This window comes from Streptosporangium sp. NPDC049078 (genome assembly GCF_040648855.1).
GTDB lineage: Bacteria > Actinomycetota > Actinomycetes > Streptosporangiales > Streptosporangiaceae > Streptosporangium.
Map to the genome: position 1 here is coordinate 19017 of NZ_JBEZEL010000003.1, position 21997 is coordinate 41013.

Annotated in this window: 20 protein-coding genes; 12 read left to right on the forward strand and 8 right to left on the reverse strand. The window is 70.9% G+C overall.

Features of this window, described 5'->3' with window-relative positions:
• The first annotated feature begins 17 nt into the window (after window positions 1-17).
• Entirely contained in the window at window positions 18-371 is a 354-nt protein-coding gene (locus AB0B90_RS05285; RefSeq protein ID WP_350950241.1) for a YciI family protein, read from the forward strand.
• 8 nt (window positions 372-379) lie between these two features.
• Window positions 380-1597 carry an RNA polymerase sigma factor gene (locus AB0B90_RS05290; RefSeq protein ID WP_362920908.1) on the forward strand — a complete coding sequence of 406 codons (1218 nt, stop codon included), beginning with the start codon at window positions 380-382 and terminating at the stop codon, window positions 1595-1597.
• 170 nt (window positions 1598-1767) lie between these two features.
• On the opposite strand, the gene AB0B90_RS05295 is transcribed toward AB0B90_RS05290, so the two are convergent.
• The 4 genes from AB0B90_RS05295 to AB0B90_RS05310 all read right to left on the reverse strand — a co-directional run bounded on the left by AB0B90_RS05295 (window position 1768) and on the right by AB0B90_RS05310 (window position 5581).
• On the reverse strand, window positions 1768-2442 hold the full coding sequence (locus AB0B90_RS05295; protein ID WP_362920910.1) for a FadR/GntR family transcriptional regulator: 675 nt from the start codon (window positions 2440-2442) through the stop codon (window positions 1768-1770).
• Window positions 2443-2479: 37 nt separating this feature from the next.
• Window positions 2480-3499 (reverse strand): MBL fold metallo-hydrolase, encoded by a 1020-nt coding sequence (locus tag AB0B90_RS05300; protein WP_350950238.1) that lies wholly within the window; start codon window positions 3497-3499, stop codon window positions 2480-2482.
• Window positions 3500-3643: 144 nt separating this feature from the next.
• Window positions 3644-4801, reverse strand: a complete 1158-nt coding sequence (locus AB0B90_RS05305) for a steroid 3-ketoacyl-CoA thiolase (RefSeq protein ID WP_350950237.1) — start codon at window positions 4799-4801, stop codon at window positions 3644-3646.
• 171 nt (window positions 4802-4972) lie between these two features.
• A complete protein-coding gene (locus tag AB0B90_RS05310) occupies window positions 4973-5581 on the reverse strand; it encodes a TetR family transcriptional regulator (RefSeq protein WP_350950259.1) in 609 nt (202 codons plus the stop codon).
• Between the two features lie 298 nt (window positions 5582-5879).
• Here AB0B90_RS05310 and AB0B90_RS05315 point away from each other — a divergent pair, with 298 nt between their 5' ends.
• The 8 genes from AB0B90_RS05315 to AB0B90_RS05350 all read left to right on the forward strand — a co-directional run bounded on the left by AB0B90_RS05315 (window position 5880) and on the right by AB0B90_RS05350 (window position 13194).
• A complete protein-coding gene (locus AB0B90_RS05315; protein ID WP_350950236.1) occupies window positions 5880-6974 on the forward strand; it encodes an acyl-CoA dehydrogenase family protein in 1095 nt (364 codons plus the stop codon).
• Window positions 6974-8128, forward strand: a complete 1155-nt coding sequence (locus AB0B90_RS05320; RefSeq protein WP_362899244.1) for an acyl-CoA dehydrogenase family protein — start codon at window positions 6974-6976, stop codon at window positions 8126-8128. The genes AB0B90_RS05315 and AB0B90_RS05320 overlap by 1 nt, the downstream gene beginning before the upstream one ends.
• 113 nt (window positions 8129-8241) lie before the next feature.
• On the forward strand, window positions 8242-9552 hold the full coding sequence (locus tag AB0B90_RS05325; protein WP_362920914.1) for an OB-fold domain-containing protein: 1311 nt from the start codon (window positions 8242-8244) through the stop codon (window positions 9550-9552).
• Window positions 9552-9962: a MaoC/PaaZ C-terminal domain-containing protein gene (locus tag AB0B90_RS05330; RefSeq protein WP_350950233.1), complete on the forward strand. Its 411-nt coding sequence runs from the start codon at window positions 9552-9554 to the stop codon at window positions 9960-9962. The genes AB0B90_RS05325 and AB0B90_RS05330 overlap by 1 nt, the downstream gene beginning before the upstream one ends.
• Before the next feature lie 149 nt (window positions 9963-10111).
• Window positions 10112-11284: a lipid-transfer protein gene (locus AB0B90_RS05335; RefSeq protein WP_362920916.1), complete on the forward strand. Its 1173-nt coding sequence runs from the start codon at window positions 10112-10114 to the stop codon at window positions 11282-11284.
• 260 nt (window positions 11285-11544) lie between these two features.
• Window positions 11545-11961, forward strand: a complete 417-nt coding sequence (locus AB0B90_RS05340) for a hypothetical protein (RefSeq protein ID WP_362920918.1) — start codon at window positions 11545-11547, stop codon at window positions 11959-11961.
• 2 nt (window positions 11962-11963) lie between these two features.
• On the forward strand, window positions 11964-12200 hold the full coding sequence (locus tag AB0B90_RS05345; protein ID WP_350950230.1) for a helix-turn-helix transcriptional regulator: 237 nt from the start codon (window positions 11964-11966) through the stop codon (window positions 12198-12200).
• Window positions 12201-12213: 13 nt separating this feature from the next.
• A complete protein-coding gene (locus tag AB0B90_RS05350) occupies window positions 12214-13194 on the forward strand; it encodes an NAD(P)-dependent alcohol dehydrogenase (protein WP_350950229.1) in 981 nt (326 codons plus the stop codon).
• A gap of 266 nt (window positions 13195-13460) precedes the next feature.
• On the opposite strand, the gene AB0B90_RS05355 is transcribed toward AB0B90_RS05350, so the two are convergent.
• A complete protein-coding gene (locus tag AB0B90_RS05355) occupies window positions 13461-14549 on the reverse strand; it encodes a glycoside hydrolase family 19 protein (RefSeq protein WP_362920920.1) in 1089 nt (362 codons plus the stop codon).
• A 480-nt stretch (window positions 14550-15029) separates the two neighbouring features.
• On the opposite strand from AB0B90_RS05355, the gene AB0B90_RS05360 reads away from it, so the two are divergent.
• Window positions 15030-16013 (forward strand): helix-turn-helix domain-containing protein, encoded by a 984-nt coding sequence (locus AB0B90_RS05360; RefSeq protein ID WP_350947509.1) that lies wholly within the window; start codon window positions 15030-15032, stop codon window positions 16011-16013.
• 244 nt (window positions 16014-16257) lie between these two features.
• On the opposite strand, the gene AB0B90_RS05365 is transcribed toward AB0B90_RS05360, so the two are convergent.
• Together AB0B90_RS05365 and AB0B90_RS05370 are read right to left on the reverse strand one after the other, a co-directional pair.
• Window positions 16258-16632, reverse strand: coding sequence for a GntR family transcriptional regulator (locus AB0B90_RS05365; protein WP_350947510.1), 375 nt, complete (start codon window positions 16630-16632; stop codon window positions 16258-16260).
• Complete coding sequence (locus AB0B90_RS05370; RefSeq protein ID WP_362920923.1) at window positions 16629-17462, reverse strand: hypothetical protein; 834 nt, start codon at window positions 17460-17462, stop codon at window positions 16629-16631. The genes AB0B90_RS05365 and AB0B90_RS05370 overlap by 4 nt, the downstream gene beginning before the upstream one ends.
• A 358-nt stretch (window positions 17463-17820) precedes the next feature.
• On the opposite strand from AB0B90_RS05370, the gene AB0B90_RS05375 reads away from it, so the two are divergent.
• Complete coding sequence (locus AB0B90_RS05375) at window positions 17821-19326, forward strand: MFS transporter (RefSeq protein ID WP_350947512.1); 1506 nt, start codon at window positions 17821-17823, stop codon at window positions 19324-19326.
• A 96-nt stretch (window positions 19327-19422) separates the two neighbouring features.
• On the opposite strand, the gene AB0B90_RS05380 is transcribed toward AB0B90_RS05375, so the two are convergent.
• Window positions 19423-21909 (reverse strand): hypothetical protein, encoded by a 2487-nt coding sequence (locus AB0B90_RS05380; RefSeq protein WP_362920925.1) that lies wholly within the window; start codon window positions 21907-21909, stop codon window positions 19423-19425.
• Window positions 21910-21997: the final 88 nt, after the last annotated feature.

The following is a 21997-nucleotide window of genomic DNA, read 5'->3' on the forward strand; positions in this document are numbered from 1 at the left end:
CCGGCCCAGGAGGCGCGATGAAACAGTATCTGCTCAGCATCTATCAGCCCGACGGAGGCGTTCCGGCGCCCGAGGTGCTGGAACCGATCGTCAGGAACCTGGGCGCACTGGAAGAGGAGATGCGGGCCGCCGGCGTGTGGGTCTTCTCCGGTGGACTGCACCCCCCGGACACGGCGACCGTGATCCGCGTCAAGGACGGTGACACGCTCATGACCGACGGCCCGTACACCGAGGGCAAGGAACACCTCGGCGGGTTCACCGTCATCAGGGCGCCGGACCTCGACGAGGCGCTCGAATGGGGACGCAGGCTCGCCCTGGCGATCGGCCTTCTCCCCGTCGAGGTGCGGCCGTTCCAGGGTGAGGCGGGCTGACGTCCAGGATGGAGGGCGTTCCCGCCTCGGAGATCGACCGGGTGTTCCGCGCGGAGTACGGGCGCGCGGTCGCGGTCCTGGTCCGCCTCCTCGGTGACATCGACCTCGCCGAGGAGGCGGTCCAGGACGCCTTCACCGTGGCGGTACGGCTGTGGCCCTCCACCGGCCTGCCGCCGAACCCGGCGGGGTGGATCATCACGACCGCCCGCAACAGGGCGATCGACCGGTTCCGGCGGGAGGCGACCCGCCAGGACCGCCATGCCCAGGCGGCCCTGCTGTACGCCGGTGGCGAGCCATGGGAGGAGGGCGCGGTGCGCGACGACCGGCTCCGCCTGATCTTCACCTGCTGTCATCCCGCGCTCTCGGCCAACGCCAGGGTCGCGCTGACGCTGAGGCTGCTGGGCGGGCTCACCACCGCCGAGATCGCCCGGTCCTTCCTGGTCCCCGAGGCGACCATGGCCCAGCGGATCGTCCGGGCGAAGAACAAGATCCGCGCCGCGGGGATCCCGTACCGGGTCCCGGCCGAGGCCGACCTCCCGGACCGGCTCAGGTCCGTCCTGGCCGTGATCTACCTCATCTTCAACGAGGGGCACACGGCGAGCTCGGGCGAGCGGCTGGTCCGCGACGAGCTCTGCGCGGAGGCCGTCCGGCTGGGAAGGCTCCTGGCCGAGCTCATGCCCGACGAACCCGAGGTCATGGGGCTGCTCGGGCTCATGCTGCTCGTCGAGTCCCGCCGGGCCGCCCGCACCACGCCGGACGGCGACCTGGTGCTGCTGGCGGACCAGGACCGGAGCCGATGGGATCGCGACCTGATCACCGAGGGCCAGGCCATCGTGCGCCGCTGCCTGCGGCGCGACCGGCCGGGCCCCTACCAGATCCAGGCCGCGATCAACGCCGTGCACAGCGACGCGCCGACCGCGGCCCTCACCGACTGGTGGCAGATCCTGGCGCTGTACGACCGGCTTCTGGCCCTCGTCCCCAACCCGGTCGTGGCACTCAACCGCGCCGTCGCGGTGGCCGAGGTCGACGGACCGCAGGCGGCGCTCACCCTGGTCGATGGCCTCGACCTCGATGACTACCACCTGTTCCACGCCGTCCGCGCCGACCTGCTCAGGCGTCTGGGCCGTACCACCGAGGCGGCGCGGGCCTACGAGGCGGCGACTGCCCTCACCCACAACGAGGCCGAGCGTGATTTCCTACGGCGCAACCGCGAGGCACTCGCCTGAGTCCGGCGCCTGTTCGTTCCCGTTCGTGCCTGTGTGGGCTCGTGTCTGCGCAGGCTCGCGCTTTGTCCAGGGCGGGCGTTTGTCGTGCTTCGCCTGCTCTGCCGGTCCCGGTCGACCTGTACCGGTGCGGACGGGGACCGCCGAAGCGCGCGAGACGGCCGCGGGGATCGTCAGGTGAGGGTCTTGCGGAGCCACTCCTCGACCCCGGCGATGTGGACCGTGGCCCAGGCCCGCGCCACCTCGGGCTGGCGGGCGGCGATGGCGTCGCAGATCGCGGCGTGCTGCTCCAGGGTCTTCTCCTGGGCGTTCTCCTGGGTGAGGCCCCGCCAGATCCTGGCCTTGGTGGTGGGGCCGGAGAGACTCTCGATGAGGGAGCACAGCACCGTGTTGCCGGAGCCCGCCGCGATGCGCTGGTGGAACTCCAGGTCGTTGGACACCATCTGCTCGACGCTCGGATTGGGAGGCAGTCCGTCGAGGATCTTGCGCAGCTCGGTGATGTCGGACTCGGACATGTGCTCCGCCGCCATCGCGGTCGCCGCGGGCTCCAGGATCCGCCGCACCTGGAAGAACTGCAGCACGGTGTCGTCCTGGTGGAAGTCGACCACGAACGACATCGCGTCGAGCAGGAGCCTGGGCTCCAGGCTGGTCACGTACGTGCCGTCGCCCTGGCGCACGTCCAGCACCTTGATCAGGGCCAGGGCCCTGACGGCCTCGCGCAGGGAGTTGCGTGACAGGCCGAGCCGATCGGCGAGGTCGGACTCCTTGGGCAGTTTGCTGCCCGGGGCGAGATCGCCAGACAGGATCATTTCTTTGATCTTGTCGATAGCGGCGTCGGTGACCGCCACTCCGCACCGTCCTCAGGTCGCGCCAGACATCCGATGTCTATGAGTGTATGGCGAACCGCACCGGATCCACCCCCGTCACGCGGCGGACGACTCCGCGTACCTCCAGCGTGCGCAGGTGGGCCGCGGCCTCCCCGGCGGCCATCCCGCGCAGTATGGCGGGGAAGTCCTTCCATGGGCGGTTCCAGGTCATGCGTTCGGCGATCTCCCAGATGGTCAGGGGCTCCTTCTCCTCACCGAGCAGGGCGGCGAGCCGTCGGAGTTTCTCCTCGTGGTGGATGTGGATCTCCGTCGCCCGAGCCGCCGTGTCTTGAAATATCCATTCATGGGCGGGCAGGGCCTCGAGCTGTCCCATCCCCTTCACCTTCTCCAGCGACTCCAGGAAGTCGCTGAGCGGATCCACGTCCGCACGGTCGTACGGGTAGATCCCGATGTGCGGCGTGATCGCCGGCAGCACGTGGTCCCCGGTGAAGATCCGGTCGGCGTCCTCCAGGTGCAGGCAGATGTGGCCGGGAGTGTGACCGGGCGTCCAGATCGTCCGGAGCCTGCGCCCCGGCAGGTCGATCAGGTCGCCGTCGGTGAGAACGCGGTCGGGGAGCGCGGGCGGCCGCGGCCGGTTCCCCCTCACCTCCTCCACCTCGACGGCTCCCGCTCCCGCCCGGCGCAGCATGTCGGCCTGGAAGTCGCGCTGCGCGTCGCCCTCGAACCGCCGCATGAAGTCGATCAACGCGGCGTCGGCCTCGTGCATCGCGATCCACGCACCGGACTCCTCCCTCACCTGGCCGGCCAGCCCGGCGTGGTCGGGGTGGAAATGGGTCACGACCACGCCGCGCACGTCGCGGACGTCGATGCCGACCGCCCCCAGCCCGTCGCGCAGCGCCAGCCACGCCTCGGGGGCGTTCCAGCCCGCGTCGACCAGGACGGGACCCGCCGGGGACTCGATCGCGTAGACCAGCGTGTAGCCGAGCGGGTTGCCGGGGATCGGGACGGGCACGCTCCACACCCCGCCCCCGGTGTCGAACGGACGCTGTTCGCTGTACGGCCTGCGGCGGGATTTCAACGCTGGTGCTCCTTGTACGACCTGCGGGGGGTCAACGGTGGTGCTCCTCACCGGCGCCACGCGGGGCGCCTCGGGTCGGCGGCGCCTCAGGTGCGCCTCGGGTGGCCGGCGGCGCGCGGAGACGCCTCAGGGTATCGGCGCCGCTCAGAGGCGCTCCAGGATGGTCGCGGTCGCGAGCGCCCCGCCCGCGCACATCGCCACCAGCGCGGTCGAGGAGTCGGACCGCTCAAGCTCGTGCAGGGCGGTGGTGATCAGTCGGGAACCGGTCGCTCCGACCGGATGGCCGAGCGCGATGGCGCCGCCGTTGACATTGACCCGTTCCATGTCTGGCTTGTGCACCGACGACCAGGATAAGACCACCGAGGCGAAAGCCTCGTTCACCTCGAACCTGTCGATGTCGGCCGTGCTCATCCCGGTCGAGGACAGGACCTTGGCGGTCGCGTCCACCGGTCCGTCCAGGTGGTAGTACGGCTCGGAGCCGACGAGCGCCTGGGCGAGGACGCGGGCCCGGGGCCGCAGGCCGTGCCGGGCGGCGGCCTCCTCGCTCATCAGCAGCACCGCCGCCGCGCCGTCGGAGATCTGCGAGGAGGTGCCCGCCGTGTGCAGGCCGCCCTCGCCCATGACGGGCCTGAGCCCGGCGAGCCCTTCGACGGTGGTCTCGCGCAACCCCTGGTCCCTGTCGACGACACGGGTCTCGCCGGTGGGCGCACCTTCACGGTCGAGGACCGGCGCGGTCACCGCGACGACCTCCCGGTCGAAGCGGCCCTGGGCCCACGCCTCCGCGGCGAGGCGCTGGGACCTGGCGCCGAACCGGTCGATGTGCTCGCGGGTGAGGCCGCGCCGCCGCGCGATCCGTTCCGCGGCGGTGAACTGGTCGGGCAGGTCGAGGTCCCAGTCGTCGGGCCGGGGGTCGGCGGGCAGCACGTTGGAACCGAGCGGAGCCCGGCTCATCACCTCGACGCCGCAGGCCACGCCGACGTCGATCACCCCGGCCTGGATGAGCGCCGCGACCAGGTGCACCGCCTGCTGTGAGGAGCCGCACTGCGCGTCGATCGTGGTCACCCCCGTCTGGTAGGGCAGCCCGGCGTAGAGCCAGGCGTGCCGTCCGACGTGGCCGCCCTGCTCGCCCGCCTGCGTGACGCACCCGGCGAAAACCTGTTCCACGGCGGCGGGGTCGATGCCCGACCTGCCGATCAGACCGGTGAGCGCGGCGGCGAGGACCGCCTGCGGCTTCAGCCCGGCGAGCCATCCGTTGCGCCTGCCGATCGGGGTTCTCACTGCCTCGACGATCACCGCACCCATAACGATCTCCTCGCAATCCGGCCGGGAGCTCGCGCGCACCGGACGGCCGTCCTCGCCGATCCGCCCGCCCGCGCGTCACTCCAGAACGTCGCTCTAGTCGCCTTCGGTAGCGACTGTAACGGGTTCTAATTTCAGGTGGAAGGCAGGGTGGGGTTTCTCGCGGAACGCCTCTCAGCCGGAGGCGGAGGGCTGGAAGTCGGCGAACAGGCGTCCGGCGGCGATCTCGATGCGGCGCTGGATCTGCTCGTACGTGCGCCGGCCCCTGAGCATCTCCATGAGTTCGTGCACCCAGACGCTGGACAGCGAGCCCGCGAGGGCGAACTGCTCCTCGGTGGCGGTCTCGGCGGTGAGGTCGGCTCCGGCGACGCGGAGCAGCAACCCCGCCATACGGTCGCCGAACGGTATGTCGACATCGGCCATGATCAGCGAGCGGATGAGCGCGTCGGCGAGCTCCGGCTCGCGCATCAGGCCCCGGGTGGCGCGCATCAGCACGTCGACGGCCCGCCCCGAAGCCGTCGTGGCGCTGGGCGGGCGACGCTCGATGCTGGTCTCCAGCAGGTCGATCTCCTCGCCGACGACGGCGACGACGAGATCCATCTTGGAGGGGAAGTATCGGTAGAGCGTTCCGAGCGCGACCCCGGCGCGCTCGGCGACGGTCCGCATCTGCATTGCCTCGACGCCACCTCGTGAGGCGAGGGCGGCGGCCGCCTGGACGATGCGCTTGCGCCGCTGGTGCTGGCTCCTGGTGCGGACGCTCGTGGGTGCCGACTCACTCCGCATGCCGGGTGCCCCCTCGGTGATGGCCGGATCGGCGCCGCTCTGGGCGTGCCTGCCGGTCCGGCGCGGGGTGACCGGCGTGTCGGTCGTCACGTGCGGAGTGGGCATGAGAACACGTTATCTGATTTAGGGATACTCCGATGGGTTACTCGCCGGTCACAAAGACGGCCCGCGCTTACATGGCATATGCGGTGCGGAGGTTATGCGGTGACTTATTGCCATAGGCCGACTCTGGACACAGAATAGAATCTGTTCTACTTTCCGGAAGGGTGACGCGGCCGACAGAAACCCTGGAGCGCCAGTGGACTTCAATCTCGACGAGACACAGACCGACCTGCGCGGACTCGCGGTCGACCTCCTCGGCAGGGAGGTGACCCCGGCCAGGCTCGAAGCCCACGAGAAGGGGGACGCGCCCTACGACGCCGCACTCTGGCGCTCCCTCGCCCAGGCGGGACTGCTCGGCGCCTGCCTGCCGGAGGAGGCCGGAGGCGCGGGGCTCGGGCCGGTGGAGATGGCGGTCGTCCTGCGGGAGATCGGCGCCCACGTGGCCCCGGTCCCCGCCGAGCAGAGCCTCGTCGCGGCGCAGGTGATCACCAGGTACGGCTCCGGGGAGCAGCGCGAGGCACTCGCCCCGCTGGCCGCCGGCGAGATCTCCCTGGCCGTCGCCCCCTCCGAGCCGGGTCGTGCCTTCGGCGACCTCGGTGCCCCGCCGCTCACGACCGCCCGCGAGGACGGCGCCGGATGGGTGCTGGACGGCGCCAAGGGCACGACGCCGTACGCCGCCCAGGCCGCGAGGATCCTCGTCCCCGCCGCCACCGCCACCGGGGTCGGCCTGTTCCTGGTCGACCCCGCCGAGACGGACCTGCGGCCGGTGCCGACCTCCACCGGCGAGCCCGCCGCCACGCTCGTCCTGGAGGGCACCCCCGGTGAGCCCGTCGGGGCGCGGGACGGTGCGGCGGCCGGTGGCCTGCGAAGACTCGCGCTGGCCGGGAACATCGCCGTCACCTCCGGGGTGCTGGCCGGCGCGCTCGCGCTCACCACCGAGTACATCAGGACCCGCAAGCAGTTCGGCCGGGCGCTGGCCGAGTTCCAGGCGGTCACCGTGCAGATCGCCGACGTCTACATCGCGGGGCGGGCGCTGGACGTGGCCGTGTGGTCCGGGGCGTGGCGGCTCGCCGAGGGGGCGGACGAGGAGGCCGAGGCGGACCTGGCCGTCGGCGCCCTCACCGCGACCGACCAGGCGCTGCGGGCGCTCTACACCTGCCAGCACCTGCACGGCGGTATCGGGGTGGACGTGACCTATCCGCTGCACCGCTACTTCGCCTGGGGCAAGCACCACGCCCACCTGCTGGGCGGGGTGGAGGCCCGGCTCGACACGATCGGAGCGCTCGTCTGATGCTGATCGACCTCACCCCCGACCAGAAGAGGCTCCGCGACGAACTGCGCGAGTACTTCCGGTCGTGCCTCAGCGCGGAGGAACGAGCGCGGATCTCCGCCGACCCGTTCGGCCACGCCTACATGGAGCACTGCCGCGCCCTCGGCCGCGACGGCAAGCTCGGACTCGGCTGGCCCAAGGAGTACGGCGGCGGCGGATACGGCCCGCTGGAGCAGCAGATCTTCGCGAACGAGATCGCCCGCGCCGAGGTGCCGTACCCGATCATCACCGTGCAGACCGTCGGTCCGACCCTCATGCAGTACGGGACGGCGGCGCAGAAGGAGTTCTTCCTGCCGCGCATCCTGGCGGGAGAGTGTCACTTCGCGATCGGCTACAGCGAGCCGGGGGCGGGCACCGACCTCGCCTCGCTGCGCACCGCCGCGGTCCGCGACGGCGACCACTACGTCGTGAACGGGCAGAAGATCTTCACCTCGGGCGGCCACTACTCCCACTACATCTGGCTCGCCGCCCGTACCGACCCGGACGCGAAGAAGCACCGCGGGATCACGATGATGATCGTCGACTGCGCCGATCCCGGCTACTCGTGGACCCCGATCGTCACGATGGACGGGAACCACCACACCAACTCCACCTACTACTCCGACGTGCGGGTGCCGGTGGACATGGTCGTAGGGGAGGAGAACAAGGGCTGGGACCTGATCGTCAACCAGCTCAACCACGAGCGGGTCACGCTCGGCCCCGCGGGCAACATCGCCCACACCTACGACCGGTTCCTCGCCTGGGCCCGCCGTACCGGCACGATCGAGGAGCCCGCGGTACGCAGGGCGCTCGGCCAGGTGTACGCCTACTTCAGGACCAACGAGCTGCTGAACTGGCAGGTCGCGGCCAACATGGACCTCGGCTGGCTGGGCGCCCCCGACGCCTCGGCCACCAAGGTGTACGGCTCGGAGCGGCTGCAGGACGTCGGCAGGATCGTCGGCGAGGTCCTGGCGCGCTTCGGCGACCCGTCCGACCCGGAGACGGCGGACCTGATGAGACGCGTGGACCGCGGCGCGAAGGGCGCGCTCGTGCTCACCTTCGGCGGCGGCGTCAACGAGGTCCAGCGCGAGCTCATCGCGATGCTCGGCCTGAGCCTGCCGAGGCCGCCCCGATGACCGGGACACCGCCGGGGTCCCCGGCACCCGAGCCCGCCCCGACGCCCCAGCCCGTCCCGACGGCCGCGACGGCTCCGGCACTCCCGGCGCCCGAGCCTGCCCCAACAGGACCGGTGTCCGCGACAAGTTCGGTGTCCGCGACGGGTCCGGAGACCGGGGGGGAGTCCGCCACCCTGCACGAACGGCTCATCGCTCTGGCGGAGCGGCAGATCGCCGAGGGGGAGGTGCTCGGTGTCGCGGAGGCGGACCCGGTGAACCTCCCGATGATCCGGCACTGGACCGACGCCATCGGCGACACCAATCCGCTCTACACCGACCCCGAGGCCGCCGCGGCGGGAGTGCACGGGGGGATCGTGGCCCCACCGGCGATGATCCAGGTCTGGACGATGCCCGGCGTGGCCGGGAACAGGAGGAAGCGGGCGGGTACCCCGATCGACGCGGTTCTCGCGATGCTGGACGAGAACGGCTACACCGGGGTGGTCGCCACCAACTGCGAGCAGACCTACCACCGCTACGTGCGGCTCGGCGAGTTTCCGGTCCCGGCCACCCGGCTGACCGGCATCACCGGCCCGAAGCGGACGGCGCTCGGCAAGGGCTACTTCGTCACCTGGAACATCACCTGGTACGCCGACGGCGAGGCCGTGGCCGACATGCTGTTCCGGGTGCTGAAGTTCCGGCCCTGGCAACGTGCCGAAGGGCCGGACGAGAACACGCACACCACCGGCGAGAACGAAGTCGCACCGAGCGGGAACGGATCCGCGCCCACGGAGAACGGCACCTCCGAGGCCCCGCCCGCTCGGATCCGACCCGCGAAGGACACGCCCGCGGGCGTGCCCGCCGAGGACGCGCTCGCGAGGGACGTGCTCACGAAGGACATGCCCGCGAACATGTCCGCCGAGGACGCGCTCGCGAGAGACGTGCCCGCGCAGGACGCGCCCGCGAACGTGCCCGCCGAGGAGGCGCTCGCGAGGGACGTGCTCACGAAGGACATGCCGGAGACACGGGAGGATGTGTCCCCCCGGCCGCCGTATCCGCTGAGACCCGCGGTCAACGCCGACACCGCCTTCTTCTGGGAGGGTGTCGCCGCCGGCGAGTTGCGGATCCAGAAGTGCGCCGACTGCGGCGAGCTCCGCCACCCGCCGGGGCCGGTCTGCCCCTCGTGCCGTTCGACCACCCGCACGTTCGTGACGGCGAGCGGCGAGGGGGAGGTCTACAGCTACGTCGTCCACCACAACCCGCAGGTCCCGGGGCTTCGTACGCCTTTCGTGGTCGCCGTGGTGGAACTACCGGAAGGCGTGCGGATCGTGGGAAACGTGGTGGACTGCGCCGCTTCGCGGGTGGGTATCGGTATGCCGGTGCGCCTGACGTACCGCCGGATGGACGACGAGCTGATCCTGCCCATGTGGGTCCCCCAGGAGGCGTGATGCGGACACTTACCGACGACGAGGTGCGGGTCGGAGCTCCGCTTCCCGAGCTCGCGATCGACCTGAGCCCCACCGTGGTCGTGTCGACCGCACTCGCGACCATGGACTTCACCCCCGTTCACCACGACGTCGAGGTCGCGCGGGCGCAGGGGTCGAAGGACATCTTCCTCAACATCCTGACCACGATGGGTCTCGTCGAGCGCTACGTCACCGACTGGGCGGGACCCGAGGCCATCATCCGCGGCATCAACGTCAAGCTCGGCGTCCCCGCGTACGCGGGCGACCGGCTGTCCTTCACCGGCAGCGTGGTCGCCTGCGAGGACGGCGAGTTCACCGTCGAGGTCCGGGGCGGGGTCAGCCTCGGCGCCCACGTCTCGGGCACCGTCAGGCTCGTCCTCCCCGCCCGCTGACCGCGCCCCGGCGGCTGCCGAGGACGGAGACCGGGAGGCGAGAGCAACCGAAACGATGGAAACGGCCGGGAGCGGCGTAAGCGGTCGGAACGGCGGAAAACGGCGAGAACGGCAGGGAACGGCGAAAACACAGAAAGGCCCTCACCACCGTGGTCTCCTTCTCAGGGAGTACGGCCGTCGCCGGGATCGGCGCGACCGAGTTCTCCAAGCGGTCAGGCAGGTCCGAGCTCCAGCTCGCCGCCGAGGCGGTGTTCGCGGCGCTCGACGACGCGGGCCTCGCGCCCTCGGACGTGGACGGCCTCGTCACCTACACCCAGGACGCCAACCAGGAGATCGCCGTGGCCCGCGAGGTGGGCATCGGCGACCTGTCGTTCTTCTCCCGCGTCCACTACGGCGGCGGCGCGGCGTGCGGGACCGTGCTGCACGCGGCGATGGCCGTCGCCACCGGGGTCGCCGAGACCGTGGTCTGCTACCGGGCGTTCAACGAGCGCTCGGGGAACAGGTACGGCCAGCCCGACGCCCGCGTCGCCGGCGAGCCTTCGTCGCAGGGCCTGGAGATGAGCTGGCACGTGCCGTACGGGCTGATGACCCCCGCGGCCTGGGTGGCGATGTTCGCCCGACGCTACATGCATACCTACGGCGCCACCTCCGAGGACTTCGGCCGGGTGGCGGTCGCGATGCGCAGGCACGCCTCCACCAATCCCGCCGCGTGGTTCCACGGCCGCCCGATCACCCTGGAGGAGCACCAGGCGTCCAAGTGGATCGTGGAGCCGCTGCACCTGCTCGACTGCTGTCAGGAGAGCGACGGCGCGGTGGCGCTGGTGGTCACCTCCGCCGAGCGGGCGAGGGACCTGCGCGAGGCACCCGCCGTGATCACCGCCGCCGCCCAGGGGTCCGGCGCCGACCAGATGATGATGACCAGCTACTACCGCGACGACATGACCGGCCTGCCGGAGATGGAGGTGGTCGGCCGCCAACTCTGGAAGCAGTCGGGGCTCGGGCCCTCGGACGTGCAGACGGCGATCCTGTACGACCACTTCACCCCGTTCGTCCTCACCCAGCTGGAGGAGCTGGGCTTCTGCGGGCGCGGCGAGGCCCGCGACTACGTGGCCGGGGGCGGCATCGAGATCGACGGCCACCTCCCGGTCAACCCACACGGCGGCCAGCTCGGTGAGGCGTACATCCACGGCATGAACGGGATCGCCGAGGCCGTCAGGCAGATCAGGGGCACCTCGGCCAACCAGGTCGCCGGGGTGCGGAACGTGCTGGTCACCGCGGGCACGGGGGTGCCGACGAGCGGGCTCGTCCTGTCGTCGGAGTGACCTGAGGCCCTGTGGAGAAGGCCGAGGCCGGGCGTGGACCGGTGTCGGTCCCGGCCGCCCGGTGTCCCGTGTCCCGTTCCCGCCTCCGGGTTCTCGGTTCTCGGTTTCGGTGAGGCGTCTGGTGCGCCTCGGCGGTGTTCGCCGTTCCATGGAGGTGTCCGTGCGATCCCCTGACCAGGGGGAAGTTAATAATTCTTGACATCATGTCTGCTCTGTTTTACGTTTCATCATGTCTACTTTGTTTTACATGGGGAGCGGGCATGTCAACGGAAGAGAAACGCGTGTGGGTCTACGCCGTGGTCGCGATCGGCGTGCTCGCGGTCTACGCCACGATCATCCTCGGGAGGGTCCGGGAGGTCGGTGTCGCCGAGGTCGACTACGTGTGGCCGATGATCACGGCCATCGGCGCCGCGATGGTCGCGAACATGGTCGGCAACATGTTCGCCGGGACCGCCCCGCGCGGTGAGGTGGAGAAGGACGAGCGCGACGACGACATCCACCGGCACGGCATGCGGGCCGAGTTCTACGTCCTCGCCATCGGCGTCGTGGGGGCCCTCGGCCTGACGATGGCGGAGTTCGAGCACTTCTGGATCGCCCACGCGCTCTACCTGGCGTTCGTCCTCTCGGCCCTCTCCTCGTCGGTCGTGAAGATCGTCGCGTACCGCCGGGGGTTCTGAGCATGGTCAAGCCCACCAAGATCACCAATGCGATCCGCTCCCTGCGGTTCGCCACCGGGGAGATGACGCAGGCGGAGCTGGCGGAACGCGTCGGCGTGACCCGTCAGACCGTGATCGCCATAGAACAGGGGCGCTACTCGCCCTCGCTGGAGATGGCCTTCAGGATCGCCCGTGTGTTCGGCGTCCCGCTCGACGAGGTCTTCCAGTATCCGGACACCGACTCGCCGAAGGGGACGTAAAACGATGAAGACCATGAAGACGATGAAGGCCATGGCCAGAGACGCCTACTGCTCGACCGACCTGCTGCGACTCGGCGACGTCGACCGGCCGGTCGCGGGGGAGGGCGAGGTGCTCGTACGCGTCCACGCGGCAGGCCTCGACCACGGCGTCTGGCACGTCACGACGGGCCTGCCCTACGTCGTCCGCGCCGCGGGCTTCGGGCTGCTCAAGCCGAAGAACCGCCTTCTCGGCATGGACGTCGCCGGCCGCGTCGAGGCGGTCGGCGAGGGTGTGACCCGGTTCGGGGTCGGTGACGAGGTGTTCGGCACCTGCGAGGGCGCCTTCGCCGAGTACGCGTGCGCCAGGCAGGACAGGCTGGTTCCCAAACCCGCGAACATCACCTTCGAGCAGGCCGCGGCGACCCCCGGCTCCGCCTACACGGCCCTGCAGGGGCTTCGCGCCGGAGGACCGGTGAAGCCGGGGGCGAAGGTGCTGGTCATCGGCGCGGGCGGCGGTGTCGGGACGTTCGCGGTGCAGCTGGCCAAGGCGTTCGGCGCCGAGGTCACCGGGGTGTGCGGCACGGCGAAGACGGACCTGGTCCGGTCGATCGGCGCGGACGAGGTCGTCGACCACACCCGTGAGGACTTCGCGGACGGGAGGCGCCGCTACGACCTCATCCTCGACACGGGGGGCAACCGCTCGCTGTCGCACCTGCGGCGCGCCCTCACCCCTCGGGGAACGCTCGTCATCGTCGGCGGCGAGCGGAAGGGGCGGTGGCTGCAGGGCACCGACCGCCAGCTCCGGGCGATGCTGCTCTCGCCGTTCGTGGGGCAGAAGCTGTGCGCGCTGATGCTGCGGGAGAGCGAGGAGGACCTCCTGTTTCTGGGGAAGGCCGTCGAGGAGGGCGAGGTCACGCCGGTCGTCGACCGGACGTACCCGCTGGGCGAGCTTCCCGAGGCCATCCGGTACCTCCGGGGCGGTCACCCGAAAGGCAAGGTCGTCATCACCGTGTGAGGCGCGGAGTGAGGGCGGGTCGGGGAGAAGACGTGAGAAGGGCGCGGCCGGTGGGCCGCGCCCTTCGTGTCACGCGCGTGGATCGTACGCGTGGAGTCACCGCCTCACGGGTTCGCACGCTCGGCGGGACGTTTCCCGGAAACCGTGCGCCCGGTCGGAGGCAGGGCGCGCGGCGGCCGTCGGAGAACCGGTGTCCGGTTCGTTCGGGGCCGGGCCGTCGGGGAACCGGCTGTTCGGTTCGTTCGGCGGCTCGCGAGTCGAGGGATTCAGCAGCTCAGGTTGCCACCGGGGGTGGTGCCGAGGATCTGCACGAAGCGCTGGTAGGTGCTGATCCGGCTCTGCACCTGCGCGGGGTTCCTGCCGTTGCACTCCAGGCTGCCGTTGATGCTGCGGATCGTCTCGCCGAAGCCGCGGCTGTTGACCATCGCGTTGTGCGGCGTCATCGTGCCGGGACCGCTCTGGGTGTTCCAGTACCACAGGGCGGTCTTCCAGGCCACCGACGCGTCGTTCTGCACCAGGTACGGGTTGCCGAGCAGGTTGATGCCGAGCGCGTCGCCCGCCGCCTTGTAGTTGAAGTTCCAGCTCAGCTGGATCGGGCCGCGCCCGTAGTAGGCCGACTGGCCCGCGGGGCAGCCGTACGACTGGCTCGTGTCGCAGTAGTGCGAGTAGTTCGCGGTGTTCTGCTCGACGATGTGGACCAGGCCGCCGGTCTCGTGGCTGGCGTTGGCGAGGAAGGCGGCCGCCTCCTGCTTCCTGACGGTGTCACTGCCGGTCTTCGCGAAGCCCGGGTAGGCGCTCAGCGCCGCGGTGAGGCCGCTGTAGGTGTAGAACGAGTTCCGGTTCGGGAACATCTGGTCGAACTGGGCCTGGCTCACGACGAAGCCCGAGGTGGGCGGGTTCGTGGGAGGGGTGGTGGGCGTCGTGCCGCAGGTGTACGGCTCCCAGTACCAGGTGCTGATCACCGGGTCGTAGCCGGGGTTCTCGTTCTTGGCGCGGTAGAACTGGCCGTTGGTGTATTTGACGATGCTCCCGGCGGCGTACCAGGTGCCCGCGACCCAGTTCGGGTGGTTGCAGTTGCCCGAAGGGGGAGGCGTCGTGCCGCCACCGCCGCAGGCGCCCTGGTCGGCCCACACGTCGGCGCTGCCGGGGGTCTCGTTCTGGGTCCACCACTTCGCCGACCAGTTGCGGCCGTTGTGGGAGGCGGTCATGCCGCCGGTGTAGACCGCCGAGGACTTCCACGCGGCGACGCAGGCAGGGGCAGACACTGAGGAGGCGGAGGCCGCGGGGAGGGCGACCGCCAGCACGCCCGTGACCGCCAGGGCGGCGAGGGCGGCCATGATTCGCTGTCTCAACACTTGATCACTCCTTCGTGCGGTGGGGGCCGCAGAGGTTCGAGGCGCCGCGCGACCGGGGCGCGAGCGGCTCACCCGAGAACCTTGCAGGCCCGGTCAGGGCGAGTAAGGAGGGGGTGCGCCGCATGATCGCTCCCATGGGGGGAAACCGGGGGTGTGGGACGTCCGGACGGTCGGACTCCCGTGCGATGACGATCCGCGCCATCGAGGTTCGCGCAGCTCTTGGTTCGGGTCGAACGGTTGCCGGGGGCCTGCGAGGCACCCGCCTTAAGTTTCTCTTAAGAAACTTTCCTAAGAGTTTCCGTGATACTAGTCCTGACAGGTCGCTGTCACAACCCGATGACACCTGATCGCCGCTGTCGCGGGAAGAATGCGCCCCGAATCCGATATGGCCCGCGTCCGGTTAATTCACATCAATGGTGTAAGTCCGGTTAGACAATAGATGTAACTTTTATGGGCGTTTCGGATGTCATCATGTGCGTCATGTTGGAATCCCTCGGGCTCGATCCAATGGAGGAGCGCGTCTACCGGTTCCTGGTGGCCACGGCGGAGGCGGACATCGCCGACCTCATAGGGAACCTGGGCATCGACGCCCAGACGGTCGAGACGATACTGATATCCATGCGGGTCAGAGGGCTGATCAGGACGATCGGTCCCGGCAGGCGGCGGTTCGCCGCCGTGGCCCCCGACATCGTGCTGGGCTCGCAACTCCTGCGCCACCAGCAGGCGATCGACTGGGCGCGGCGCGAGGTGGACCAGCTCTCCGAGGAGTACCGCGACAGCGTCCGCCGCCGCGACGCCGGTCGGCTGGTCGAGGTCCTGCCGAACCGCACCGCGCTCCAGGGGTGCCTCGGCCACCTGCAGGAGACGGCCCGCCACGAGGTCCTCCACTTCTGCCGGGACCACGAGACCGTGCTGCCCTCGGAGGAGAGCCACGCCGAGTTCGCCGCGCTGCGCCGCGGGGTCGAGTACCGGGTGATCTACGAGAAGCCGCTGCTGGCGGAGGAGGGGATGCCGGCCGACATCGCGTACGGGGTGAAGCTGGGCGAGCAGGCCAGGGTCATGTCCTGGCTGCCGGTGCGGCTGACGATCGTCGACCACGAGACCGCCGTACTGCCGCTCGTCCAGGGGGACGGGATCTCCGAGCAGACGGCGGCACTGATCCGCGGTGGCCAGCTGCTGGAGGCGCTGATCGCCCTCTTCGAGTGCTACTGGGAACGGGCGACCCTGCTGCGGATCGCCGAGGACGGAGCGCTCACCGAGGGGACGACGCCCTGCCCGCTCGGTCCCGACGACCTCTACCTGGTCTCGCTGCTGGTCGGCGGCGCGTCGGACACGTCGATCGCCACCCAGCTGGGAGTCAGCCAGCGGACCGTGCAGCGGCGCGTCTCGAACATCCTGGACGTCACCGGCGCGCAGACGCGCACCCAGCTGGCCTGGCGCGCCGCCACCGAACACTGGCTGTGAGCGCTCGGCCGCGCGGCCTTACCTCGATTCCGAGCGCTGGGCCGCGCCATCGCGTGTCGCCCGTGAGTGCTGGGCCGCGCCGCCGCACGCCGTCGGTGAACGCTCGGCCGGGCCGTCGAGGGCGGGTCGTGAGTGCTCGGGGTGTCACCGAAAATACCGCACCCAGCGCATCTCCGGCCGGTTGGTTCGGACGCCGTCTGATCGGCCGCTTCGCCGGCGACGTGATCCCGAGGCCGGGTCGCCGTCATGACGCGGCCGGTGCCGCGCCGGATGTCAGAGCCGCCTGGACGATGCGGATCGCCTCGCCCGTGTCGATGCCGACGCTGGCGATCAGAGCCGCGTAGTCGGCGGCGGCCCGGCGGGCCCGCTCCCGGCCCTCCTCGCCGGCGGCCGACACGAACGAGCCCGCCCGTCCGCGCGTCTCGATCAGCCCCGCCTCCTCCAGCTCCCGGTAAGTCCGGCCGACCGTGTTGACGGCCAGGCCGAGGTCGGCCGCGAGGTGGCGGATGGTCGGCAGCCGGGCGCCCACGGCCAGCGTGCGATCCTGGATCTGCCGGGCGAGCTGGACTCGTAGCTGCTCGAACGGAGGAACCGGCGAGGCCGTGTCGATGACGATCATCGGACGCTCATGGCCCGCCGGCCCACCGCCGCGCTCGACGGCGTCCTGGCATGGAGCGCGATGCACGCGGCCAGGCCCAGGACCAGGTAGGCGGCCGAAGCGGCGCTCCACCAGCCGGGCGCGGTGCCGAACAGCAGCACCATGGGCAGCGTCCACTGCACGTTCGGCGTGGTGACGGCGCGGGCGTCCTCGACGCGCATGATGACGTCGGCGGTCAGCGACTCCTCGTCCTCCGCCACGACCGGGCGCCTGAGCAGGTGACGCAGCTGCATGGCGGTGATGGCAGTCACGCCGAGCAGGCCGATCAGCACGATGACGGCCAACTGCCGCACGGTTGAGTCGGGAACGGCCAGGGCGCTCCCGGCCAGCGCCATCGCACCGGCGAACGTGGCGACCGCGAAGACGGCGTACGGCCGGCCGAGCACGACCCGCCAGCCGGGCTGGATCAGATGGGCGGCCCTGCGGGACAGCGTCGCGCCCGCCCGCTGGTCGATGCGTCGCACCCACCAGTCGAGCAGCGCCTGTGCCAGCAGCAGCCCGGCCACCAACGCGGTCAGGGCAAGAAGCGGCAGCGGGCGATGCGGCTGGAAGCCGCCGAAGGCGGAGGTGGCCAGCCGGTCGTAGGCCGCGGCGAGCGCGCTCGCGAGGATCAGCACGGCCAAGACGACGTTGGCGGCGAGGCCGGCGCGTCTGCGGACCGCCAGCCGGCCGGCCAGCAGCGGGGTCGGGCGGGCGTCGGCCAGGTCGTGCCGGGCCAGCCACTCGCCCGCCAGTCGCAGATCGGCCGCACGCACCGGCGGGCCGGCGTCCGGTAACGGTTCACGGGTCATAATGCCTCCTTTGTCGCAAGCTTTGTAGCAACATGGTGCGTCATACTTTGCGACAAAGTCAATGCCCCGTGGGCTCTCGTCGTCCCGGTGGCACGAGCGGCGGCCGTCGTCGTGGACCATCAAGTGGGCGGTGGCCGGAGTGGCACCCCTGCTCGGACCACCACCGGACGCGGGCTCTGAGCTCTCGGTCTCGCTCCCGCCGCCGCACGCGGCATCGCGTCGCCCGAGGTGACCACGGTGGCGAGCCGAATCCGTCACCGACAAATTTTTTTGTATTGACTATGTGAATCGTCGGCCAGTACCGTCGGGGCATGTTCGCCGCCGTGCCAGAGCCGGTCCGCCCGACATGGAGATTCCTATGAGCCGCCCGTGGATCGGCCTCGCCGTCCTCGCCCTGCCGACCCTGCTGATCTCGCTCGACGTCAGCGTGCTCTACCTGGCCCTGCCGCAACTCGGCGCCGGTCTGCACGCCGACGCCACCCAACAGTTGTGGATCCTCGACATCTACTCGTTCATGATCGCCGGGTTCCTCGTCACCATGGGCGCCCTCGGCGACCGGATCGGCCGGCGCAGGCTGCTGCTGATCGGTGCCGCCGCGTTCGGGGTGGCCTCGATCGTGGCGGCCTACGCCACCAGCGCCGAGACACTGATCGCGGCGCGGGCGCTGCTCGGCGTCGCCGGTGCCACGCTCATGCCCTCGACGATGGCGTTGATCCGCAACATGTTCCCCGACCCCAAGCAGATGGGCATGGCCATCGGTGTCTGGTTCAGCTGCTTCATGGGCGGGGCGACGCTCGGCCCGCTCGTCGGGGGCCTGCTGCTCCAGCACTTCTGGTGGGGCTCGGTCTTCCTGCTCGGCGTGCCGTTCATGGTGCTGCTGCTGATCGCGGGCCCGTTCCTGCTTCCCGAGTTCAAGGCGGAACGGCCCGAACACCCGATCGACCTCCTCAGCGTCGCCCTGTCACTCACCGCGATCCTGCCCGTCATCTACGGCCTCAAGTCCCTCGCCCGCGACGGCTGGCAGCCCGTCGCGCTCGCGGCGATCGTCGCCGGTGTCGCGATCGGCGTACTCTTCGTCCGCCGCCAGCGGATCCTGGCCGAGCCGCTGCTCGACCTGGGCCTGTTCGCCAACCGCACGTTCAGCACGGCCTTGGGGATCATGCTTCTGGGCGGGGTCGTGATGGCAGGGCTCTCCCTGCTCGCCTCGCTGTATCTGCAGAACGTCGCGGGCCTCTCGCCGCTCTCGACCGGCATGTGGCTCATCCCGCAGAACATCGCCATGGTCGTCGGCTCGATGGTCGCACCGGCCCTGGCCCGCAAGTGGCCGGCGGGCGTCGTCACCGCGCTGGGCCTCGCGATCGCCGGCGTCGGCCTGCTCGTCGTCACGCAGGTCACCACCACCGGTTCCGGCCTGCTCGTCGTCGGGCTGGTGCTCGCCTCGGGCGGGATCTCGTTCCCGATGGCGCTCACCATGAACCTGATGCTCGCCGCCGCACCGCCGGAGAAGGCTGGCTCGGCCGCGTCGGTCTCGGAGACCAGCGCCGAGTTCGGCATCGCGATGGGCATCGCGACGCTCGGCAGTCTCGGGACCGTGGTCTACCGGTCCGTTCTCGCCGATGACCTGCCCGCCGGCACACCCGCCGAGGTCGCGGAGGCCGCCACATCGAGCCTGGTCGGGGCGCTGTCGGTCGCCGGAGACGTACCCGGGCTGCTCGACGCGGCCCGGGGCGCGTTCACCAGCGGGCTCAACGCGGTCGGCGCGACCGGTGCCGTCATCTTCATCGCACTGGCGCTGGTCGCCGCGATCACCCTTCGGACCCCCGCCGCCACCGAGACGCCGGTGGCCGAGGAGCGACCCGTCTGAGCCGCCGTTCCCCGCTGACCGCCGCCCTCCCGGCTACGGAGGACGGCGGTCAACGCGTACGCACGATCGGAGAAAGCCGGGAGAGCGGGGAGGACGTCAGGGAGTGGTCATCATCGGTACCGCGAAGAAGACGATCATCGCGATCGTCACCGCGATGACGAAGCCGATCACTTCCCAGGCCCAGTCGTGGTGGGCCGCGCTCTTCGTCGCCTTGTGACTGCGCGGTGCCCGGCCGTTCCTGCGTTCGAGGGTCGCGGCCCGGTCGGAAAGAGAGGGGGCCGCCTCGTCCGCGCCGGTCTCCGTACGTGTTGTACGTGTCGAGGGCATCGGAGGTATCGCCACGAACCCGTTCCCCGGCATGGTCGTCGCCGCGTCGTCCCGCGCCGTCTCGTACGGCGTGAGGGCGTGGTTCGGGGGTGTGGAGGGCAGGGAGGCGTCGTCGGGCTGCTGGTCCTCGCGCATGACCCAGCGGGGCAGGCGCAGCTGGGCGCGACCGGTGGGGGTGCGGAGGTGGTCGGTCCGCGGGGTCCAGGCGGGCAGGGCGGTCGGAGCCTCAGGGGTCTGGGCGTCGAAGGATGCGGCGGTCGCGGCGTCGGAAGGGGCGGCGGTCGCGGTCCCGGAGGGTGCGGGCTCGGAAGGAGCGGGCTTGGCGGGATCGGCGTCCGCGAACCAGTCGACGGCGGAGGACCGGACGGGATCGGCGTTCCGCGTGGCCCAGGCGGGGAACGAGGGCTGAGCGCGCCCGGCCGGAGGCGCGGAACTCTCGGCGCTCTCGACCCTCTCGGCGCGCCTGGTCCAGTCGGGGAGCGAGAAGTGGGAGCGGTCGTCGTCACCGGCGAGCGCGTGCCGCCCGCCTCCTCGCGCAGAAGGCGCGGAAGAAGGAATGGCCTCGCGCGCGGGAGAGGGATCGGCGCCTCGCGCGGAAGAAGTACTGATTTGTCGTACGGACGATGAGTCGGCTTCTCGCGCGTGCGCTGAAGCGGAGGACCGGCGCTCGCGGTCGGCGAGGGCGTCGAGCTGGTCGGTCTGCAGGGGCCAGCCGGGCAGGGGAGGCGTGTCGTCCAGCACGTCCCCGAGGTGGCCGCCCAGCACGTCGCCGGGACCATCGTCCAGTACGTCGTCCAGTACGTCGCCGTTTCCGTGCGGCGGGAAGCCGGTGAGCGGCGTGGCCTCCGGTCGCCGGGGAGACTCGACGAACGGAGCCCGCAGGGTCTCGGCGGAGGGCGTCCTGAGGGATTCCGCGGAGGGCGCCGGAGACGCCTCGGTGCTTTCGGTGCTCTTGCCGCTCCTGGTGAACGGCGCGCGGGGGGGCCTCGGGGGAAAGAGCAGGGAGATCTCGGCGAACGAGAGCTGGGGTGTCTCCAGGTAGGGAGCCCCGAGCGGAGGGTGGGAGACCTCGGTGTGCGGAGCCGGAGCCGAGAGCGGGGCCGGGGCCTGGGGGGCGTCGGGGTGCGGAGTCAGGGAAGTCTCGGCGAACGAGGACTGGGAGGTCTCGGCGTGCGGAGCCTGGGCTGTTTCCTGGTGTGGAGCCTGAGGCGTCTCGGTGGGAGAGGTCTCGGTGCGGGGGGCCGCGGCGACGAGCCTGTCGGTGCGGGCGCGGGCCGCCCGCGCCTCGGGGCTGAGCGGGCGGAAGAGATCTCCCCGCGCGGGAGGCTCGTCCAGCACGTCCCCGGAAACCGGTGCCGGAGGCGCCGCCCGGCGCGGCCGGGGACGCTGGAGGCGGCGGCGAGGCCGCAGGGCCGCGGTGTCCAGGGCGGTGAGCACGGCATTACCGAGCCTGGGCATCGGCTCCGTGGTGGCCTCGTGCGTGGAGACGGCGTCGGGATCCCTCGGCGCGAAGGGATCGGGGAAGCGGTCCTCCGCCATGTGGTCCGGCACGGGGAAGTCCGAGGCGCCGATCGGGGGACCGGTCTGCGCGAGCGGCAGCGGCCACGCGGGCGTCGTCGGCCACAGCTGCCTGAACAGCGGCGACGTCGACCGTCCGGCGGAGGCGGCAGGCGGCGCCTTCGGCCCGAGCACGGCGGCGCGCAGTCTCGCCGGGGGAGTCGCCCAGGGGGCGAGGTTGAGGACGTCGCGGACCGGGGCGACGGCGAGGGCGCCGAACACCTCCGACATGTGCTCGGGAACCTTGGCCGAGGCCAGGGCACGGCCCAGCGACTGGGCGAAGCGGCGGCAGGCGCTCACCGTCAGCTCGTCGGCGGTGTCGACGGCCACGTCGAGCACCCAGGACAGCTCGGAGGCGTCCATCTCGCACACGCCCGAGAGGTACAGCACCTCACGCTGGTGCGTACGCAGGTCGCTCAGGACGCGGTCGACGAGGGCGGCGGCCGGGTCGAGGCCGATGGCAGGGGGCGAGTAGACGATGTCGCGCAAGAAGATCTCGCGGCGGGCGAGCGCGTACAGCGCGGCGCGCGGCGGTTCTGTGTCCGAGACACCGGAGAGTACGGCCACCAGGACGTCGGAAGCCGAGTCCGCGTCGCCCAACTGGTCGTGGGAGTAGGCGAACAGCCCTGCGGCGTGGCGGTCGTAGAGCTCGGCGATCAGTTCGACGCGCGAGCGTTGACCGAGGAGCGGTTGGGTCATGGACCGGTTCCTCTGGTGTCTCGGCGAGCGTGATGGAGGGGCGGGGCGGCTGTGAAACCTGTGACATACGGTGCCAGAGGGATGGACT

What these genes read in the sequence shown, in the direction of transcription:
- AB0B90_RS05320 (WP_362899244.1), top strand. Translation starts at nt 6,974, where the DNA reads ATGCTGATCGACCTCACCCCCGACCAGAAGAGGCTCCGCGACGAACTG.
- AB0B90_RS05340 (WP_362920918.1), top strand. Translation starts at nt 11,545, where the DNA reads ATGTCAACGGAAGAGAAACGCGTGTGGGTCTACGCCGTGGTCGCGATC.
- AB0B90_RS05305 (WP_350950237.1), bottom strand. Translation starts at nt 4,801, where the DNA reads ATGGGTGCGGTGATCGTCGAGGCAGTGAGAACCCCGATCGGCAGGCGC.
- AB0B90_RS05375 (WP_350947512.1), top strand. Translation starts at nt 17,821, where the DNA reads ATGAGCCGCCCGTGGATCGGCCTCGCCGTCCTCGCCCTGCCGACCCTG.
- AB0B90_RS05365 (WP_350947510.1), bottom strand. Translation starts at nt 16,632, where the DNA reads ATGATCGTCATCGACACGGCCTCGCCGGTTCCTCCGTTCGAGCAGCTA.
- AB0B90_RS05350 (WP_350950229.1), top strand. Translation starts at nt 12,214, where the DNA reads ATGAAGACGATGAAGGCCATGGCCAGAGACGCCTACTGCTCGACCGAC.
- AB0B90_RS05285 (WP_350950241.1), top strand. Translation starts at nt 18, where the DNA reads ATGAAACAGTATCTGCTCAGCATCTATCAGCCCGACGGAGGCGTTCCG.
- AB0B90_RS05310 (WP_350950259.1), bottom strand. Translation starts at nt 5,581, where the DNA reads ATGCGGAGTGAGTCGGCACCCACGAGCGTCCGCACCAGGAGCCAGCAC.
- AB0B90_RS05360 (WP_350947509.1), top strand. Translation starts at nt 15,030, where the DNA reads ATGTTGGAATCCCTCGGGCTCGATCCAATGGAGGAGCGCGTCTACCGG.
- AB0B90_RS05345 (WP_350950230.1), top strand. Translation starts at nt 11,964, where the DNA reads ATGGTCAAGCCCACCAAGATCACCAATGCGATCCGCTCCCTGCGGTTC.
- AB0B90_RS05290 (WP_362920908.1), top strand. Translation starts at nt 380, where the DNA reads ATGGAGGGCGTTCCCGCCTCGGAGATCGACCGGGTGTTCCGCGCGGAG.
- AB0B90_RS05370 (WP_362920923.1), bottom strand. Translation starts at nt 17,462, where the DNA reads ATGACCCGTGAACCGTTACCGGACGCCGGCCCGCCGGTGCGTGCGGCC.
- AB0B90_RS05330 (WP_350950233.1), top strand. Translation starts at nt 9,552, where the DNA reads ATGCGGACACTTACCGACGACGAGGTGCGGGTCGGAGCTCCGCTTCCC.
- AB0B90_RS05380 (WP_362920925.1), bottom strand. Translation starts at nt 21,909, where the DNA reads ATGACCCAACCGCTCCTCGGTCAACGCTCGCGCGTCGAACTGATCGCC.